Raw genomic sequence first — 17910 nt, 5'->3', positions numbered from 1 at the left:
CCGGAAAGGTTTGCCGGAAAGCTCGCGGCGTCCGGTGCGGTGCATCGCAAGGCGGAGCATCGCCCGTGTACTGGATGTACTCGGGTGATGCGACAACGCGGCGAGGTGCCGTGCCGGGCGTCGCGAGCCGGTGAACCTTTCCGGTCGCAGCACTAGCCCTGGAACGCCGGCTGGGGCAGGCCCTGTCCCGCTCCGGGAATCACCAGCAGCGAACCCGACAGGGGGTGCGGGGACGGCAGGCCGACCCTGGCCGTGGTGATGTATAGGTCGGTCAGTCCCGCGCCGCCGAACGCGCACGCCGTGGTGCGCGGGGTCGGCAGCGTGATCACCCGGTCCAGCTCGCCGGCAGGCGTGTAGCGGCGTACCGCTGCGCCGTCCCACAGGGCCACCCACACACAGCCCTCGGCGTCGACCGTCAGGCCGTCCGGGAAACCCGCGCCCTCCTCGATCTCCACCAGCGGGCGGCGGTTGCCCACCCGCCCGGCGTCGTGGTCGAACACGTCCACGCGGCGGGTCGGGGTGTCCACGTAGTACATCAGGCGGCCGTCCGGGCTCCAGCCCGTGCCGTTGCTGACCGTGACGTCGGACAGCACCGTCTCGGCGCTGCCCTGCCCGGTCAGACGGGACAGGGTGCCGCCGCCCGCCGCCTCGTCGTAGCGCATCGTGCCCGCCCACAGCGATCCGTCGGGCGCCACCGCGGCGTCGTTCGCACGGCGGCCCGGGACCGGCTCGTGGTGCAGCCAGCGAAAGCCGCCCGCGGGGTCCAGCAGGCCCACGCCGTCCCGCAGGTTGAGCACCAGGCCGCCGCCCGCCCGCGGCTTGGCCGCGCCCACGTGCTGCTCCGTCGTGCGCGCCGTGCGCCGGCCCGTCGCCGGGTCGTACGTGTGCAGGCGCATGCCCAGGATGTCCAGCCAGATCAGGCGCCCGGTGGCCGCGTCCCACGTCGGGCCCTCGCCGAGCGTCGCCTGCGCCCGGACCGCGACCTCGTACGCGCCGCTCGCCCCGGCGCTCATTCCGCGCCCCGGTGGCCCAGCCGCTCGGACAGGTCCGCCGCGCCCTTGACCGCCAGCTGCTCCAGCTCCGCCCGGCGCTCCTCGCTCCAGCGGATCATCGGCACCGAGATCGACAGGGCCGCGACCACCTGACCCGCGCGGTCGCGCACCGGGGCCGCCACACAGCTGACGTCCGGGTTGGACTCGCGGCTCTCCACCGCGATGCCCCGCTGCCGGATCCCGGCCAGGGCCTCGCGCAGCGCGGCCGGGTCGGTGATGCTGTTGGGGGTCATCGCGGCCAGCTCGGCGTCGTCGGGGATGCGCGCCGTCAGCTCCTGCTGCGGCAGCGAGGCCAGCAGCATCTTGCCGACGGAGGTGCAGTGCGCGGGCAGGCGGCGGCCCGCGGCCGAGACCATGCGCACCGCGTGCGTGGAGTCGACCTTGGCGATGTAGATGACGTCGGTACCCTCGAGGATCGCCACGTGCACCGTCTCGTCGCAGGTCTCGGCGACCGAGCGGGCCACCTGCTGGCCCTCGGCGGCGAGGTCGAGCTGCTCGGCGTACCGGCTGCCGAGCTGGTACGGGCGCACCCCGAGCCGGTACCGTCCGGGCTGACCGGGCACGGGCACGATGTACGACCGGGCGGCGAGCGTGGTGACCAGCTCGTGCACGGTGGTGCGCGGCAGCTGCAGCTTGCGCACGATGTCGGGGGCGGAGAGTGTCCCGTCCCCGTCGAGGAACAGCTCAAGAATGTCGAGAGCCCGGGTCACGGCAGGCACGAGGCGTCCCACGTCCGGCCCCCTCCCTTGGGTCTAAGCGCCCGCGTTCGATATTTCAACAGGCGATCGGCATGACGAACACAGGCTAATCACGGGGAGGTGTACGGGCAATGGCCCGGAGCACGCCGGGCACCATGAAGGGCATGTACGTCGACTTCCAGCTGGTGCTGCTGCGCCGTATGGCCGACCACAATCCGGACCTGGCCGAGGACGCCCGCCGCTCGCTGGGCGCGTCGGTCGCGGACCTGCGGGAGGCCAACAAGCGCTGGCAGGCCATGGTCCGCTCGCCCAGGTCGCGAAGTGCCGCCGCCCGCTACCACTCGGTCCTCGGCGAGCCGGAGTCCGTCCTCGCGCGCCGCCTCGGGGACGCCATCTGCGAGGCCCGGCGCTGGGCCCTGCCCCTCTGGCCCGACCTGCGCTTCGAAGCGCTGGTCGGGCCGCAGGGGGCGGTGTGGAACGAGTGGCTGGTGCGCGCACCCGGCGCCCCGGCGCCGAAGCTGGAGACCCTGGACGACCTCACCCCCTGGTCGTGCACGGTGGACGAGGCCGCCCGCGCCTTCGCCCCGGCCCGCCCCCTGGAGGGCACGGCCCCCACCCGCTGGGGTCTGGCGTTCACCGCGCCGGACCGGGACGGCGTGCGGCACGAGGTGGTCGCCGAGTTCACCTGGGGGCTGCTGCAGCGGACGGCCGTACGCCCGTGGGTCAGTGGTCGAAGCCCGTCGCCCGGGTCCGCTTCTCCCAGGCCGTGACGTCCTCGCGGACCTGGTCGAGGTGGGTGAGGACGGCGCTCACCCCGTCGTCGCCGAGCGGCAGCCGCAGCGGGGTGTGCTCGGCCTCCAGCGCGGCCAGGATCAGGGCCGCCGCCTTGGCCGGGTCGCCGGGCTGGCTGCCGTGGCCGCCGGTGACGAGGCCGCGGGTCTCGCCCGCCTTGGCGTACGTCCCGGTGTCGGAGCTGGCCCCGGCCCGGTCGGCCTCGAACAGCGAGGTCCGGAACGCGCCCGGCTCCACGATCAGCACCTTGATCCCGTACTCGGCGACCTCGTCCGCGAGCGCCTCGGAGATGCCCTCCAGCGCGAACTTCGTCCCGCTGTACGCGCCGAAGCCCGCGAAGGACATCTGCCCGCCCACGCTGCTCATCTGCACGACCGCCCCCGAGCGGCGCTCCCGCATGTGCGGCAGCACCGCCCGCACGAGCGCCGTGGGACCGAAGACATGCAGGTCGAACAGGTCCCGCAGCTCCGCCTCCGTCGTCTCCTCGACGGCGCCGACATGCGTGCGGCCCGCGTTGTTGACCAGCACGTCGATCCGCCCGTGCCGGGCCACGACGTCCCGGACCGCCGCCTCGGCCGCGGCGGTGTCGGTCACGTCCAGCCGCAGCGCCTCCACCTGGTCGGGACGGGCGGCCACCAGGTCGCCCAGGGCCTCGGGACGCCGGGCCGCGCCGACCACCACATCACCGGCGGCGACGGCCGCCTCCGTGATCGCCCGCCCGAACCCGCTGCTCGCCCCGGTCACCAGCCAGACCTTGTTCATCACAACTCCCGCCCGCTCTCACCGTGTTCGACACGAACCAGACTGCCGCCGGATGCCGTTGCCCGTCCAAGATCCGTGGTGATAACCAACGGCTATGACGATCGACGTCCACGCCCGCGATCTGCGCTACTTCGTCGCGGTCGCCGAGGAACTGCACTTCACGCGCGCCGCCGAGCGGCTGTTCGTCTCACAGCCCGCACTGAGCAAGCAGATCCGGGCGCTGGAGCGGCAGTTGGGGGCCGAACTGCTCCGGCGCGACCAGCACGGGGTGGCGCTGACGGCGGCGGGCGAGGCGCTGCTGCCGCACGCGCGCGGCGTGCTGGCCGCGTGGGAGGCGGGCGCGGCGGCGGTGGAGGCGGCCAAGGCGGCCCAGCGCAGCACGCTGGTGGTGGGCATGAGCACCAGCCCCGGCCGGGGCGGACTGCTGCCGGCCATCCGCTCCCGGTTCACCGCCGCCCACCCCGAGACCGTGATCCGGCTGCGCCAGCTGAGCTGGGACGATCCGACGGCGGGCCTCGCGGACGGGGAGACGGACGTCGCCTTCGTCTGGCTGCCGCTGCCCGACGAGGAGCGCTACGACTGGACGGTGGTCGCCGAGGAGCCCCGGCTGCTCGCCCTGCCCGAGGGGCACCCGCTGGCCCGGCGCGCCGAGCTGGATTTCGCGGACCTGCTGGACGAGCCGTTCCTGGCCCTGCCGAAGAGCGCGGGCCGGCTGCGCGACCACTGGCTCGCCCTGGACGCCCGCGCCGGCCGCCCGCCCCGGATCGGTGCGGAGATCTCCGGGGCCGAGGAGACGTACGAGGCACTCGTCGCGGGCCTCGGCCTGTGCCTGGTGGCCGAGGGCAACACCCCGCTGATCACCCTGGGCGGCGTCGTCGTCCGCCCCGTCCGCGGCATCGGCCCGAGCCGCTATGCGCTGGCCTGGCGCAGACAGGACGCAAGCCGCCCGCTGGTACGGGCGTACGCGCGGGCGTGCAGGGACACGGCCGGGGTCCGCTAGGTCCTGCCGCCGGAGGACCGGCCCTAGTAGGGCTTGGTCAGGTTCGTATTGGGGTGGGTATGTCTCGGTGGCAGGTGGGGCAGGTGCCGGCCCAGAGGGCGAGGAGTGTCTGCAGCTCGCGGACTGCTTGGTAGAGGCTCAGTCCTGCGCCGTGTCTTTTGGGGCGCCTGCCAGGCGTCGGAGGGTGCAGAAGGCGTGGGCGGCGGAGACGAGGGTGACATGGTGGTGCCAGCCGTTCCAGGTGCGGCCCTCGAAGTGGGCAAGTCCCAGGGCCTGTTTCATCTCGCGGTAGTCGTGTTCGATGCGCCAGCGGAGCTTGGCCAGCCGCACCAGTGTGGCCAGGGGCATGCCGGAAGGCAGGCTGGACAGCCAGAACTGCACCGGCTCCGGCTCGGTGGCGGGCCATTCGGCCAGCAGCCAGCGCTCGGACAGTTCCGCACCCTTGGTGGCCTGGCGGATCTCGCGTCCGGCGGGCCGGATGCGCAGGGCGACGAAACGCGAGTACATGCGCTTGAAGCCGCTGCGGCCCGTTCCCGGCCGGGAGCCCTCGCGCCAGGACACCGGCCGGGCCGCCTGCTGGCCGGCCTGGATGACCAGTTCCTTCACCGTCATCGGCTTGTCCGGATACGTCGCCACCGGCGGGCGGCCAATGCCCTGGTAGGCGGGGGTGATCGGCCGCGCATGTCCGGGATGAGCGGTGAGCCGGGAGGAGATACCGACGGCGTAGGCCAGCTTCCGTTCCTCCAACCCCAGGCGGAAGGCGGTGGCGTCGCCGTATCCGGCGTCCGCGACGACCAAGGGGACGTCGACGCCCCAGCTGCGGGCCTCGTCGATCATGTCCAGGGCCAGCTGCCACTTCTCCACATGACCGGCCTCGGCGGGGATCTGGCACCGTTTACGGCGGGCGACCTTGGCCGCATCCGCCTCCGGCGAGGCCGGATCCCAGGAAGCGGGCACAAACAGCCGCCAGTCGATCGCGGCCGAGGCACGGTCGGTAGCCAGATGCAGCGACACTCCCACCTGGCAGTTGGTGACCTTGCCCGCGGTCCCGGTGTACTGCCGCGACACACACGCCGAGGCGTCCCCGTCCTTGAGGAAACCGGTGTCGTCGACGATCAGCGCTTCCGGCCTGATCGCGTCCTGCATCTTCCAGGCCAGGCGGGCCCGCACGTGCGCCGGATTCCATGGGCTCGTTGTCACGAAGTGGGCCAGTGCCTGCCGGTTGCCGTCCTCGCCCAGCCGGGCCGCCATCGGCTCCACCGACTTGCGCCGCCCGTCCAGCAGCAGCCCGCGCACATACACCTGCCCCCACCGCCGCTGGTCAGCACGGAAGAACCCGTCGAACAACTCCGCCGTGAACGCCTCCAGGTCCTCCCGGACCTCGGCCATCTCCCCAAGTGTCACACCACCACAACGACACCCGAGCCCAACAGACACGCCACTCACGAATGAAGCTGACCAAGCCCTACTAGTGCTGCGACCGGAAAGGTTCACCGGCTCGCGACGCCCGGCACGGCACCTCGCCGCGTTGTCGCATCACCCGAGTACATCCAGTACACGGGCGATGCTCCGCCTTGCGATGCACCGCACCGGACGCCGCGAGCTTTCCGGCAAACCTTTCCGGCCACAGCACTAGCCGGCCTCGGCCGCGGTCAGGATCGACTTCGTCACCCGCTCCAGCGACCCGGGGTGCAGCGACAGGAACAGGTTCGGCTCCACCAGTTCCAGCTCCATCAGCCGGGGCGCGCCGTCCTCGCCGTCCACGAGGTCCACGCGCGCGTACAGCAGCTCGGGCGCGTCCGGTACTGCCGCCAACGCCCGCTCGGCCACGGCCAGTTCGGCCTCGGTCGGCTGCCAGCGCACCAGGTCGGGATGGGCCACCTTGTCGGCGTCGTACGGCGTGCCCGGTGCGAGGACGGCACCCTTGCGGCTGGCGTGCAGCAGCCGGCCGCCGAAGTACTGCAGCGCCCGCTCCCCGCTGACGTCGATGCCCCGGACGTACGGCTGCACCATCGCCGTGAACCCCTCGGCGTGCATCCGCGCGAGTTGCCGTACGGCCGTGCCGTGCTCGGCGGGCGTGTACCGGGCGGCGAACCGGGCGCCCGCGCCCGAGGTCGGTTTGATCACGTACTCGTGCCCGTCGGGCAGCTCGGCCGGCTCGCCCGGGGCTATGTAGCGCGTGGGGACGGTGGGCACTCCGGCCGCCGCCAGCTGACCGAGGTAGCGCTTGTCGGTGTTCCAGCGCACCACGGACGCCGGATTGGCCAGCCGGGTCACCGCGGCGACCCGCTCCACCCAGGCCCCGAACTCCGCGGCCCGCCAGCTGTAGTCCCAGGTGGAGCGTATGACGACCAGGTCGTACCCGGCCCAGTCGGCCGCCGGGTCGTCCCAGTGCCGGGCCTCGGCCTCGGCCCCGCCGGCCGTGAGCGCGCGCACCAGCACCGGCAGATCGGCGTCCCGGTGCGGCTCGGCGCCGGGGTCGTAGGTCACGAGTGCGATGCGGGGCACGGCGGACTCCCTGTCGTACGGCGGTTCGATCACGGCGAGGCTAACAAGCGCCGGCGCACGGCCCGCTCGTCGGGACAGGGGTCCTGGTGTAGGAAGGGTCTGTCGATTGTGCCGACAGTTAGGAGTGCGCCGCGTGTCCTCCCTCTTCCCCGCCCTGGCGGACGGCCCGGCCGGCCGGATCGCCCTGCGGTTCGGTGAGCGGTCCCTGACGTACGGCGCCCTGGCGGGGGCCGCCGGGGCGGTCGCCGGGCGGCTGAGCGGCGCCGGCCGGGTCGCCGTGTGGGCCACCCCGGAGCTGGAGACCGCCGTCGCCGTGACGGGCGTCCTGCTCGCCGGGGCGGCCGCCGTGCCGCTGAACCCGAAGTCGGGCGAGAAGGAACTCGCGCACATCGTCGCCGACAGCGCCCCCACCCTCGTCCTGGCCGCACCCGGCGCCGAACTGCCCGCCGGGCTCGGCGACTTGCCGCGGCTGGACGTCGACGCGACCGCCGCGGGGCCCGCCCCCGAGGCGGACGTCGCCGACGGGGACCCCGCCCTGATCGTCTACACCTCCGGCACCACCGGCCCGCCCAAGGGCGCCGTCCTGTCCCGCCGGGCCCTCGCCACCACCCTGGACGCGCTCGCCGACGCCTGGCAGTGGACGGAGGCGGACGTCCTGGTGCACGGGCTGCCGCTGTTCCATGTGCACGGGCTCGTGCTGGGCGTCCTCGGCCCGCTGCGGCGCGGCGGCGGCGTCCGGCACCTGGGCCGGTTCAGCACCGAGGGCGTGGCCCGGGAGCTGAACGACGGCGCGAGCATGCTGTTCGGCGTGCCGACGATGTACCACCGCATCGCCGAGGCCCTGCCGGACGACCCCGCTCTGGCCGAGGCGCTGGGCCGGGCCCGGCTGCTGGTGTCGGGCTCGGCCGCGCTGCCCGTGCACGACCACGAACGGATCGCGGCTGCGACCGGGCGGCGGGTGATCGAACGGTACGGCATGACCGAGACCCTGATGAACACCAGTGTGCGGGCGGACGGCGAGGCCCGGGCCGGGACCGTCGGGGTGCCGCTGCCCGGCGTGGACCTGCGGCTGGTGGAGGAGGACGGCACGCCGATCGCCGCGTACGACGGGGAGAGCGTCGGCGAGATCCAGGTGCGCGGGCCGAACCTGTTCACCGAGTACCTGAACCGGCCCGACGCCACGGCCGCCGCGTTCACCGCCGACGGCTGGTTCCGCACCGGGGACATGGCGGTGCGCGAGCCGGACGGGTACGTGCGGATCGTCGGACGCAAGGCCACCGATCTGATCAAGAGCGGCGGTTACAAGATCGGCGCGGGCGAGATCGAGAACGCGCTGCTGGAGCATCCGGGGGTGCGGGAGGCGGCGGTCACCGGGGAGCCGGATCCGGACCTGGGCGAGCGGATCGTGGCCTGGATCGTCCCGGCCGACCCCCAGGCACCGCCCGCCGCCGAGGAGCTGGCGGACCACGTGGCCCGTCGCCTCGCCCCGCACAAGCGCCCCCGCGTCGTCCACCACCTGCGGGCGCTCCCCCGCAACGACATGGGCAAGATCATGAAGCGGGCCCTGGTGGCCGGTGCCTGAGCGGCACTCGGCGCGCGCGATCCTGTCGCTGGTGGCGGACGACGGATCCTTCCGCGAACTACCGCATCCGGCAAGGGCGTCGCGGCCCGACGGCCCCCTCGCCTGGCGGGGCTACGACGCCTCGCGCGCCCGCGCCGCCGCCCGCACCGGTGAGGAGGAGTCGGCCGTCTGCGGCACCGCGCGCGTCGAGGGCACCCCGGCCGTGCTGATCGCCTTCGAGTTCGGCTTCCTGGGCGGCTCGCTGGGCGAGCGGACCGGGGACCGGCTGGAGGCGGCGTACGAGCACGCCCGTGCCCACCGGCTGCCGGTCGTGCCGTTGGTCGCGACCGGGGGCAGCCGGATGCAGGAGGGCATGCTCGCCCTCACCCAACTGCAGCGCGTGGCCCGGCAGTCGGTGCTCACCCGCGAGGCCGGGCTGCCGCAGATCGCGGTCCTGCGGGACCCGACGACCGGCGGCGGCTGGGCCACCCTCGGCGCGGGCGCGGACGTCGTCCTCGCCCTGCCCGGCGCACAGGTGGGCTTCGCCGGCTCCCGGGTCCGCCCGCCGGACGCCGACCCGGCCGCGTACACGGCACAGGCACAGGTGGCGGCGGGGGCGGCGGACGCGGTCGTACCACCGGAGCGGCTGAAGCGGACGCTGGGGCTGTGGCTGCGGCTGCTCACCGTCCCGGCGGCCGAGGCGCTCCCGCCCCCGGCACTGGGCCTGGCGGGCCTCCCCTGCACCGGCTGGGAAGCCGTCCAGCGCGCCCGCTCCCCCGAACGCCCCCGGGCCCAGGCCTACTTGGACGCCTGGTTCACCCACCGCCTCGGTATCAGCGGTGACCGGTGCGGCGGCACCGACCCCGAGGGCATGCTCTGCGGGTTCGGTGAGCGGGACGGCCGCAGCGTGGCCTACGCGGCGCAGACTGGGACGGCGACCCGGCCCGCCGGGTACCGCACCGCCGCCCGGCTGATCCGGCTCGCGGACCGGCTGGGGATCCCCGTACTGACACTGGTGGACACCCCGGGCGCCGCGAACGACGCGGAGGCCGAGCGGCAGGGGGCGGGCCCGGCGATCGCGGAGGTCTTCGGGGCGGTGGCCGCCGCCCGTGTCCCCCTCACCACGCTGGTCATCGGCGAGGGCGGCTCCGGCGGCGCCCTCGCCCTGGCCGCACCCGGCAACACCTGGGCCACCCCGGACAGCTACTTCTCGGTGATCGCCCCGGAGCTCGCGGCGGCCATCCTCAAACGCCCGCAGCAGGAGGTGGAGACGACCGCCGAGCAGCTGCGGATCCGGCCGCAGGACCTGGTGGAGCTGGGGGTGGTCCGAGGAATCGTGGACCACCCCCCGTCCTGGCCACGAAGGTGACGGTGCCGGCGGGGCTGCCCGGGGCGTGGTCATCCACGCCTCTTGTGCGGCGGGTTCTCGCCAACAACGGAGAATGTCCCGTCACCCGTCCGCCATGGCGCGACATGTGACGCACCGTCCGTAACATAGGAGTTGGCATCGAGTCACGGACGAGTACGACGGGGGAGCGAGCGTCGCCATGGACGGGTTGGTGGAGTTCAGCACCGAGGACGGCGCGCTCGTGGTGGTGGAGGGCGTCAGCACCAGGCCGGGCACCCGCCTCGTCTCCCGCGGCGACGGACCGGCGCAGGCGGCGCGCACGTTCGAGGGAGCGCTGGAGGGAGTCCGGGCGGCGGCCGCGTCCGCGCTGCGGGTCTTCCGGGACGGCAGCCTGCGCCCCGACGCGGTGGAGATCGAGTTCGGCGTCAAGCTGTCCGCGGAGGCCGGTGCGGTCATCGCGAAGGGATCGACGGAGGGCCACCTGGTCGTCAAGCTCAGCTGGTCGCCGGGGCAGGGAGCCCTGGAGCAGCCCGCACCGGGAGCGACGGTGCCGGCAGCGACCGTGCCGGGCCAGGCCACGGCGGAACCGGCCGCGGCGGAACCCGAGTCCACCGACCGCTGATGAGCCGCGCTGCCTGGCAGGCCCGGATCGTGTGCGGCGACGAGGTGGGTGCCGGCTTCCTGGTCGCCGGCCGCCGGGTGCTCACCTGCGCCCATGTCGTCAGGTGGAGCGACCTGGCGACGGTCACCGTCTCCTTCCCGCACGCCAGGGAGCTGGGCGAGCTGTCCGCGTCGGTCGTCGCCCACGGCGGCTGGGCCGGGGAGGTCACCGACCCCGGCGACGTCGCCGTACTCGAACTGGACCGTGACGTCCCGCTCACCCCGGCCGGCTTCGCTCCGCCCGACACCGCGTACACCGAGCCGTACCCCAAACTGATCGCCTACGGCTTCCCCGAGGGCTACGACGAGGGCACGCTTGCCGAATACCAGGCCGTTTCGGGCCAGTTGATTGCCGATGAGTGGCTGGAACTGGTCGCGTGGAACGGGTACGGGCAGCCGCTCGTGGCCGGATTCAGCGGGTCCGCGGCGACCCTGCCGGACGGCAGGGTGGTGGGCATGGTCTCCGCGGCCTCGGGCACGCCGGAGGTCCGCAAGGGCCGCATGCTGCCGCTGGACGTCATGGCCCGCTACTGGCCCGAGCTGGGCGAGCTGGTGCCCACGCCCGGTCACGGGAACGATGCCCGCCGACGGCTGTACGCCCTGCTGCGGCGGGCGGCGGCCGACCCCGTGTGCGATCCGGACCGGCTGTACGTGGACGCGGTGGGGCCCTTCGGGCCGGCCCTGCCGCCGGGCGGTTTCACCTCCCTGTGGGCGGCCGCCGCGTATGTCCAGTGGGAGGTCCCGGACCCGGACGCGGTGAGCCGGTTCGCCGACCGGCTGCGGGAACTGCTGGACGGCGCCGCGGCACGTCCCCCGCAGTCCCCTCCCCCGCCGGCCGCATCGGCGTGGTCTCCGGTCGTCGTCGAGATCGATCACAGTGGCGCCGGTCCCGACCAGGTCACCGTCGAGGTGTCCGCGTACCGCGACGGCCTGCGCCGGCCGGTGGGCGCGTGCCGGCTGCCGCGCACCGGTGTACGGGCCTATGTGCAGAACCGCATCGACGAGGCCGTCGCCCACCTCTCCCCGGACGCCGACGAGCTGGTGACGTTCGTCCTGTCGCGGGAGTGGCTCAACGAGGCGGTGGCGCACTGGGAGTGCAGTGCGGAGGACAGCACGCCGCTCGGCTGCGCCTACCCCCTCGTGGTGACCGACCGCGCGCGCCACCGCAGCGGCAGGCTGCGCCACCAGTTGGGCAAGAAGTGGCAGAAGCTTGACTCGGGAGGCGGAGCCGAGGTCCACCGTGTGGAGTGCGGCACCCGGGAGCGGCCGCCGAGCCTGCGCAAGCGGCTGTGGGACGGCGACGCCGGACTGGCGGCCTTCGCGGCCCCGCCCGCACAGGCGCGGCAGCACTTCGAGGTCGGCCTCACGGTCCCCGTTCCGGTCCTGCTGTGGCCCCGGACCGGCTGTCCCGGCACCGCGCACGGGGACACGGACTGCCAGGGCGGCCCGCACGGGGACCCGACCTGCCCGGGCAGCGCGTTCCTCGACCAGCTCGCCGCCTCGCTCGTCGGCGTACCGCCCGCCGAACTCCCGCGCCACGTCCTGTCGTTGCGGCTGACCGCCGACGCCGCCGACGAACCGGACGCGCACTGGGCGAGAGACCTCCAGCTGCTCTGGGACGACCCGCGCTGCTTCGCCGAGACCACCGCGAGCCTGCACTCACCCGTCGGCTGAACCGGCACACGACCGACCACTGAACCGACCGCGCCCCCACGGAGAAGAAGAGCCCATGCCCCTGTGGCCCGTCTACACCGGTACGAACGAGCCGCACGACGGCATCACGAAGCTGCCCCCGCCGCCGCCCTGGCGGGCCTTCGACGGCGGGCCGGTGCTCGACGCCCCGGACGCGGCCGCCGACGCCTCCGCCGTATCGCCGGACCGTATGCACCGTGCCGAGACGTACCAGGCCACGCAGCAGACGGTCCAGCTGGTCAACGCGGCCCTGTATCTGCGCCGTCCGCTGCTGGTCACCGGCCCGCCGGGCACGGGCAAGTCCTCGCTCGTGTACGCGGTCGCCCGGGAGCTGCGGCTCGGCCCGGTACTGCGCTGGAACATCACCAGCCGCAGCACGCTCCACGACGGCCTCTACCAGTACGACCCGCTCTCCCGGCTCTACGCGGCCCGGCAGGCGGCCGCCCGGCAGGACCACGCGGCGGGCACGGCCGCAGGGACATGGGCCGAAGGGACACGGGCCGAAGGAACGCGGGGCACGGCCGACGGGTCCGGTATCGAACACCATCTGCGGCTCGGCCCTCTCGGCACCGCCCTCCTGCCGTACGCCCGCCCCCGCGCCCTGCTCGTCGACGAGATCGACAAGAGCGACCTCGACCTGCCCAACGACCTGCTGAACGTGCTGGAGGAAGGCCAGTACGAGATCCCCGAGCTGGTGCGCGCCTCCCGGCCCGGCGCGGACGACATCGCCGAGGTGATGACCGACGGCACCGGCGAGCGGGCCCCGGTGGCGCGCGGCCGGGTCCGCTGCCGGGCCTTTCCCTTCGTCGTCCTCACCAGCAACGGCGAGCGCGAGTTCCCGCCCGCCTTCCTGCGGCGCTGTGTCACGCTGCATCTGCGGCAGCCGGACGACCGGCACCTCGCCGAGATCGTCCGCGCCCACCTGGGCGAACCCGACGCGTACGCGCAGACCCTGATCGACCGCTTCCTGTCCCGGGCGGGCGTCGGCGACCTGGCCACCGACCAGCTCCTCAACGCGATCTATCTGGCCCGCTCCGCCGATCTGGACGCCGAGTCCCTCGACCGGCTGGCCGAACAGCTGATGCCGTACCTGGGCCGGACCGCGCAGCCCGATGTCTTCTGAGCGCTCCCTGGCCCGCCTGGCCGACGTGCTCGCCGGGGCGGCCCACGGGGTGCGCCCGACCCCGCTCGAACTGGCGGAACTGCTCTGGCTGGCCCGGCACATGAGGCCCGCCACCACGGAACCCGGTGCCACCGGGCGCAGCGTCGCCGACGCCGGAGCCACCGGGTCCGCGGCCCAGGAGCGGCAAGCGCCGCCCCCGCCCGCACCGGCGCAGCAGCCGTCGGCCGAGCCTCGCCGGCCCTCCCCGCGAGAGGACCGGGCGGAGCGGGCGGACCGGGCGCGCGGGCCCGCCCCGGCGGTGCCCGGACCCGGCCGGGCCTGCGAACCGCCCTCCCGCGTCCCTCTGCACCTGCCCTCCCACCGCGCTGCCACCGCGGCCGACCGGCCCCACACCACGCTCCTGGCCCCGGCGCCCCCGATGCTGCGCCACCCGCTCGCGCTGCAACGCGCGCTGCGCCCGCTGGGACGCCGGGTCGACGCGCCCGTGGGCCACGAGCTGGAGGAGCGGGCGACCGCCGACCGCATCGCCCGCCTGGGCGCCGGCCCCCAGTGGTGGCTGCCGGTCCTGCGCCCCGCCCAGGAGCGCTGGCTGCGCCTGAACCTGGTGTACGACGCCGGCCCCACCATGCCGGTCTGGCGCCCTCTGATCCGTGAACTGCACACGGCCCTGGCCCAGTCGGGCATCTTCCGCACGGTCGCCCTGTACCGCGCCGCCGCCGACGGCACCGTACGCGGCCCCGGCCTGCCCGCCCCCGCCGACGGCCGTACCGTCACCCTCCTGGTCAGCGACTGCATGGGCCCGCAGTGGCGGGAGGGGCGCGCCGGCACCCTCTGGTACGACACACTGCGCCGCTGGGCACGCCGGACGCCCCTGGCCGTCGTACAGCCGCTCCCGGAGCACCTGTGGCGGGACACGGCTCTGCCCGCCACCCCCGGCCGCCTCTCGGCCCCGCACCCGGTGGCGCCCAACGCGACGCTGACGTTCACCTCGTACGAGCAGCACGAGCAGCACGAGCAGCACGCGCGGCTCGAGTTCTCCGTGACCGACGGGGCCCACGGGGCCGTCCCGTTGCCCGTGCTGGAACCGGAGCCGCGGTGGCTGGGGCATTGGGCCGGGCTGCTCACGACGCCGGGAGGCGTGGAATTCCCCGCCGCGGTCGCCGAGTTGGGCCGTCCGCTGGCCGCCGACGCCGAAGACCGCACGGACGTCGGCCTGTTGTCCGCCGAGGAACTGGTCCTGCGGTTCCGGGCGAAGGCCTCCCCCGAAGCGTTCCGGCTGGCCGGCCATCTCGCGGTGGGGCGCCCCGATCTGCCGGTGATGCGGCTGGTCCAGGCCGCCGTCGAGCCGGACCCACGGCCCCAGCACCTGGCGGAGGTCGTCCTCAGCGGCATGCTCACCAGCGTCACGAGCGGCCCGCCGGGCTCCTACGCCTTCCGGGAGGGGGTGCGCGAGCTGCTCCTGCTCGGCCTGCCGCGCACCGCCCGCAAGAACACCGCCGAACTCCTCGGCAGGGTAGGAGAGTTCATCGACCGCCGGGCCGCCCGGGCACCGGGCGAGTTCCGGGCGTCGGTCCCGGCCGCGCGCGGGACGGACGCGGCCGTGGAGAGCGATCCCTTCGCCATGGTCAGCGAGGACAGCGTGCGGCGGCTTGCGGCGCAGGCGGGTACCGCCGAGCCGGCCGGGGTGCTGTTCGCGGGTCGGTATGCGCTGCTGCGGCAGCCGGAACCGGGGGGGACCGGCCGGCTCGCCGAGGACACGCAGGACGGGAACGCCCTCGTCGTGGTGCACAGCTATCCGCGGGGATGGTCCTCGGCCGGCTTCACGGAACTGTGCCGACGCCTCGGCGCGGTCCGCCACCCGAGGATCTCCCGGATCCGGGACTACGGCTTCGCCGACGGTACGCCGTACGGCTTCGGCGACGGAACCCCGTACCTGGTCGGTGAGTTCGTCGCCGGCCCGACGCTGCGGCAACGTCTCGAAGACCCCGCGGGCGGCCTGTCGGCCGACGAGATCACCGCCCTGCTCCCGCCGCTCGCCGAGGCAGTCGTCGCCCTGCACACGCAGTACGGACCGCACGGGCCGCTGACGGCGGACTCCGTCGTCCTCACCCCGGACGGACCGGTCCTGACCTGCCTGGCCGCCGCACCGGCGGCCGACGGGCGGCCGCCGCCGGACGATCTCCCGGCGCTCGGGCGCATGGTGCGCGCGCTGCGCGCCCGGTACCGCGACGGACCGGACGCGCTCGGCGAAGAACTGGACGCGGCCGTGGCCGACCTCCTCTCCGGCCGCCTGGAGGCACAACTGCGCGGCGCCGACCGGCTCCGCCGCCTCCCGCCGCACCGGGAGCGAACCCTCGGAATCTCCCTCCTCGGTCCGCTCCGCGTCACGCGGGACGGTGACCCGCTCGCCATCGACCGCCCCGAGGAGCAGGGGGTCCTGTGCCAGCTGCTGCTCCGCCGGGGCGAGCCCGCCACGCGCGAGGATCTCGCGGACGGGCTCTGGGGTCCCCGGGACCGCCACGGCTCACCCGAGCTTGTGGACACGTATCTCACCCATCTGCGCCACCTGCTCGGGCCGGACGTCCTGACGGCCGACAACGGCTACGCCCTCCACCTCGACCACGTCTGCGCCCCCGACGACATCGACGTCCACCGCTTCAGGCGGCTGGGCGCCGAGGCCGAACAGGCCGATGCCGCCGGCGACCGGGCACGCGCGGGTGAACTGGCGGGCGCAGCACTGGAGTTGTGGCGAGGAGAACCTCTGTACGGTGTTCCGGGACCAGCCGCTCGGCATACCCGGACCAGTCTCTACGCCTTCCGCAGCACACTCGACACGATCCTGGCAAAGCACCGGGGTGCCTCCGGCCGCCCCGAGATCCTCTTCACCGCCGACGCCCTCACCGGCCACCCCGAAGCCCGGATCACCCTGGAAGCCGCCGTGCACGAGATCCTCGAGCGCGGCTCGCTCACCCCCCGCCAGTACGAGGTGGAGGTCCGCGCGGACGGCTACCTCGTGCGCACCGAACCCGGCGTCTTCCTCCTGCCCGTCCTGGTCGCCGTGCTGCGTGAACTCCCCCTGGCGCTTGGCCGGCTGGCCGATCCCCCGCGCCTGCGGGTCACCTTCGGACAGCCGCCCGTGCGGCCGCCGCAGACCCCCGCGGACGTCATGGTCGTCGTACCGCCCGCGCTGTACGACGACTTCACCACCAGCTCCGCCGCCCAGGGCACCCGGCGCTTTTGGCCGCTCTACCCCGACAGCGCCCCGGACACCCCACCGGCCGCCTGGTACTGCCCCCTCGGGCCGCCGGGCTCCCCCGAACCCGGCGAACGCGACCTGGTCCAGGGCCCCTTCATCACCCGCGACCTGCGCGAGCTGGGCATCCCCGCGCCGGGCCGCTCGGCGATCGTCCACACCCGGGCCGACGGCCCGCTCACCCTGCTCGACCCGATCCAGCCGTACGGCACGCTCGCGCCCCGGCCCGAGACGTACTACTCGGTCGACCTCACCGCGCACCATGCCCGGTACACCGTGCCCCTGCCCAGCTCCGGCAAGGGCGCGTTCGCCGCCGCGGTGGAGCTGTCCTGGCACGTCGACGATCCCGTCGCCTTCGTCCGCGGTGAGACCGGCCACGTCGCCGGGCTCCTGCTGGAGCACCTGCGCGGCGCGGCGGTCCGTGTCACCCGCCGGCATCCGCTGCGCCGGGCGGGCGCGGCCCAGCGGGCGGTGAACGCGGAGGTGGACGACTGGCCGGTGCCGGGGCTGGCGGTGTCGTACACCGTGCACCTGGTCCCGGAAGGAACACCCGTGCCGGTGGCGGAGCCGCCGGTTCCGTCACGTGGCCGCCTGTCGGCCCTGCTCTCCGGCGCCGAGAGCGTGCTGGTCGGCTTCGACGGCCCGCTCGCCCGGTTGTTCTCGGCGCAGACGGCGCGTGCGGCCGTTCTCGAGCTGCTGTCCGTCCTGGCCGAGCACCGCGATCCGCAGGACGCGCTGGCGGGCCGGCCCCTGGCCGTCGCGGGCGACGCCGGCCGGGAGGCGTTCGTGCATCCGCTGGACCTGCTGCGCGCCTTCGCCCACGACCGGTTCGGTCCCCTGCTGCGGGCCCGCCTGGACGACCTGGAGCTGCACGCCGTTCCCGACGCGCCCACGACCCACCAGTCCCTCGCGCTCGTCCGCGCCCTGCACAGGTCCGGTCGTCGCGTCAGTGTGGTGACGGACGTGAGCACACAGGCGGTCCACCGCTACCTGTCGCCCTACCGCCTGCCCCTCGTGGGGGTGCATGGCCGCCCCGACGACCTCGGCCTGCTGATGCCCCATCCCGACTGCCTGCTCCGCGCCCTCGGCTCCCCCGGCGCCCTCGGCTCCCCCGGCGCCCTCGGCTCCCCCGGCGCCCCCGGCGCCCCGGTCCGCGGCGGCGTCCTGATCAGCTCGTCCGTCGCCGAACTCACCGCCGCCCAGCAGCTCGGCCTCCCCGTCATCGGCTTCGCCCCCACCTCCGCCGGGCGCCGGCACCTGGCGGAGGGCGGCAGCGACATCACCGTCTCGTCCCTGGAACCACTCCTCGAGGCCGCCCGCTCACTCTGATCCCGCTCCCCTCCGCTCCCTCCCCCCGATCCCGCTCCCTGCGATCCGGACGGTGTCCCGGGGTCCGGCCGGCGCGGCCGATCATGCCGGGACGCCCGAAGTCCGGCCGACACACCGGGGCGGCCGGAAAAT

General features: G+C 74.5%; 13 protein-coding genes. 8 read left to right on the top strand and 5 right to left on the bottom strand.

From position 1 onward, the window contains the following. Positions 1-152: 152 nt before the first annotated feature. Complete coding sequence (locus A6P39_RS28405; protein ID WP_067039229.1) at positions 153-1013, bottom strand: SMP-30/gluconolactonase/LRE family protein; 861 nt, start codon at positions 1011-1013, stop codon at positions 153-155. Next, positions 1010-1783 carry an IclR family transcriptional regulator gene (locus tag A6P39_RS28400; protein WP_067039230.1) on the bottom strand — a complete coding sequence of 258 codons (774 nt, stop codon included), beginning with the start codon at positions 1781-1783 and terminating at the stop codon, positions 1010-1012. Before A6P39_RS28400 ends, A6P39_RS28405 begins: the two co-directional genes overlap by 4 nt. Before the next feature lie 98 nt (positions 1784-1881). Here A6P39_RS28400 and A6P39_RS28395 point away from each other — a divergent pair, with 98 nt between their 5' ends. After that, entirely contained in the window at positions 1882-2520 is a 639-nt protein-coding gene (locus A6P39_RS28395; RefSeq protein ID WP_067039231.1) for a hypothetical protein, read from the top strand. Here the strand turns inward: A6P39_RS28395 and A6P39_RS28390 are convergent. After that, entirely contained in the window at positions 2474-3304 is an 831-nt protein-coding gene (locus tag A6P39_RS28390; protein WP_067039232.1) for an oxidoreductase, read from the bottom strand. The genes A6P39_RS28395 and A6P39_RS28390 overlap by 47 nt on opposite strands. Positions 3305-3398: 94 nt before the next feature. On the opposite strand from A6P39_RS28390, the gene A6P39_RS28385 reads away from it, so the two are divergent. After that, positions 3399-4304, top strand: a complete 906-nt coding sequence (locus A6P39_RS28385; protein ID WP_067039233.1) for a LysR family transcriptional regulator — start codon at positions 3399-3401, stop codon at positions 4302-4304. 138 nt (positions 4305-4442) lie between these two features. Here the strand turns inward: A6P39_RS28385 and A6P39_RS28380 are convergent, their stop codons facing one another. After that, positions 4443-5693, bottom strand: a complete 1251-nt coding sequence (locus A6P39_RS28380) for an IS701 family transposase (protein ID WP_067051676.1) — start codon at positions 5691-5693, stop codon at positions 4443-4445. 243 nt (positions 5694-5936) lie between these two features. Then, positions 5937-6812, bottom strand: a complete 876-nt coding sequence (locus tag A6P39_RS28375; protein ID WP_067052696.1) for an ATP-grasp domain-containing protein — start codon at positions 6810-6812, stop codon at positions 5937-5939. A 133-nt stretch (positions 6813-6945) separates the two neighbouring features. Here A6P39_RS28375 and A6P39_RS28370 point away from each other — a divergent pair, with 133 nt between their 5' ends. From A6P39_RS28370 to A6P39_RS28345, 6 genes are all read left to right on the top strand, one after another. Then, a complete protein-coding gene (locus A6P39_RS28370; protein ID WP_067052683.1) occupies positions 6946-8394 on the top strand; it encodes an acyl-CoA synthetase in 1449 nt (482 codons plus the stop codon). Beyond that, positions 8387-9742, top strand: coding sequence for a carboxyl transferase domain-containing protein (locus tag A6P39_RS28365; RefSeq protein WP_199840946.1), 1356 nt, complete (start codon positions 8387-8389; stop codon positions 9740-9742). The genes A6P39_RS28370 and A6P39_RS28365 overlap by 8 nt, the downstream gene beginning before the upstream one ends. 178 nt (positions 9743-9920) lie before the next feature. Next, positions 9921-10343, top strand: a complete 423-nt coding sequence (locus tag A6P39_RS28360) for a CU044_2847 family protein (RefSeq protein ID WP_067052699.1) — start codon at positions 9921-9923, stop codon at positions 10341-10343. Then, complete coding sequence (locus tag A6P39_RS28355) at positions 10343-12055, top strand: VMAP-C domain-containing protein (RefSeq protein ID WP_199840947.1); 1713 nt, start codon at positions 10343-10345, stop codon at positions 12053-12055. Before A6P39_RS28360 ends, A6P39_RS28355 begins: the two co-directional genes overlap by 1 nt. Positions 12056-12110: 55 nt before the next feature. Next, positions 12111-13196, top strand: coding sequence for an AAA family ATPase (locus A6P39_RS28350; RefSeq protein ID WP_067052684.1), 1086 nt, complete (start codon positions 12111-12113; stop codon positions 13194-13196). Next, positions 13186-17778: an SAV_2336 N-terminal domain-related protein gene (locus tag A6P39_RS28345; RefSeq protein WP_107304469.1), complete on the top strand. Its 4593-nt coding sequence runs from the start codon at positions 13186-13188 to the stop codon at positions 17776-17778. The genes A6P39_RS28350 and A6P39_RS28345 overlap by 11 nt, the downstream gene beginning before the upstream one ends. The last annotated feature ends 132 nt before the right edge of the window (positions 17779-17910 follow it).

Source organism: Streptomyces sp. FXJ1.172, from assembly GCF_001636945.3.
Lineage (GTDB): Bacteria > Actinomycetota > Actinomycetes > Streptomycetales > Streptomycetaceae > Streptomyces.
The sequence above is the reverse complement of the archived record's forward strand: the minus strand, read 5'-3'. Positions and strand labels throughout refer to the sequence as shown.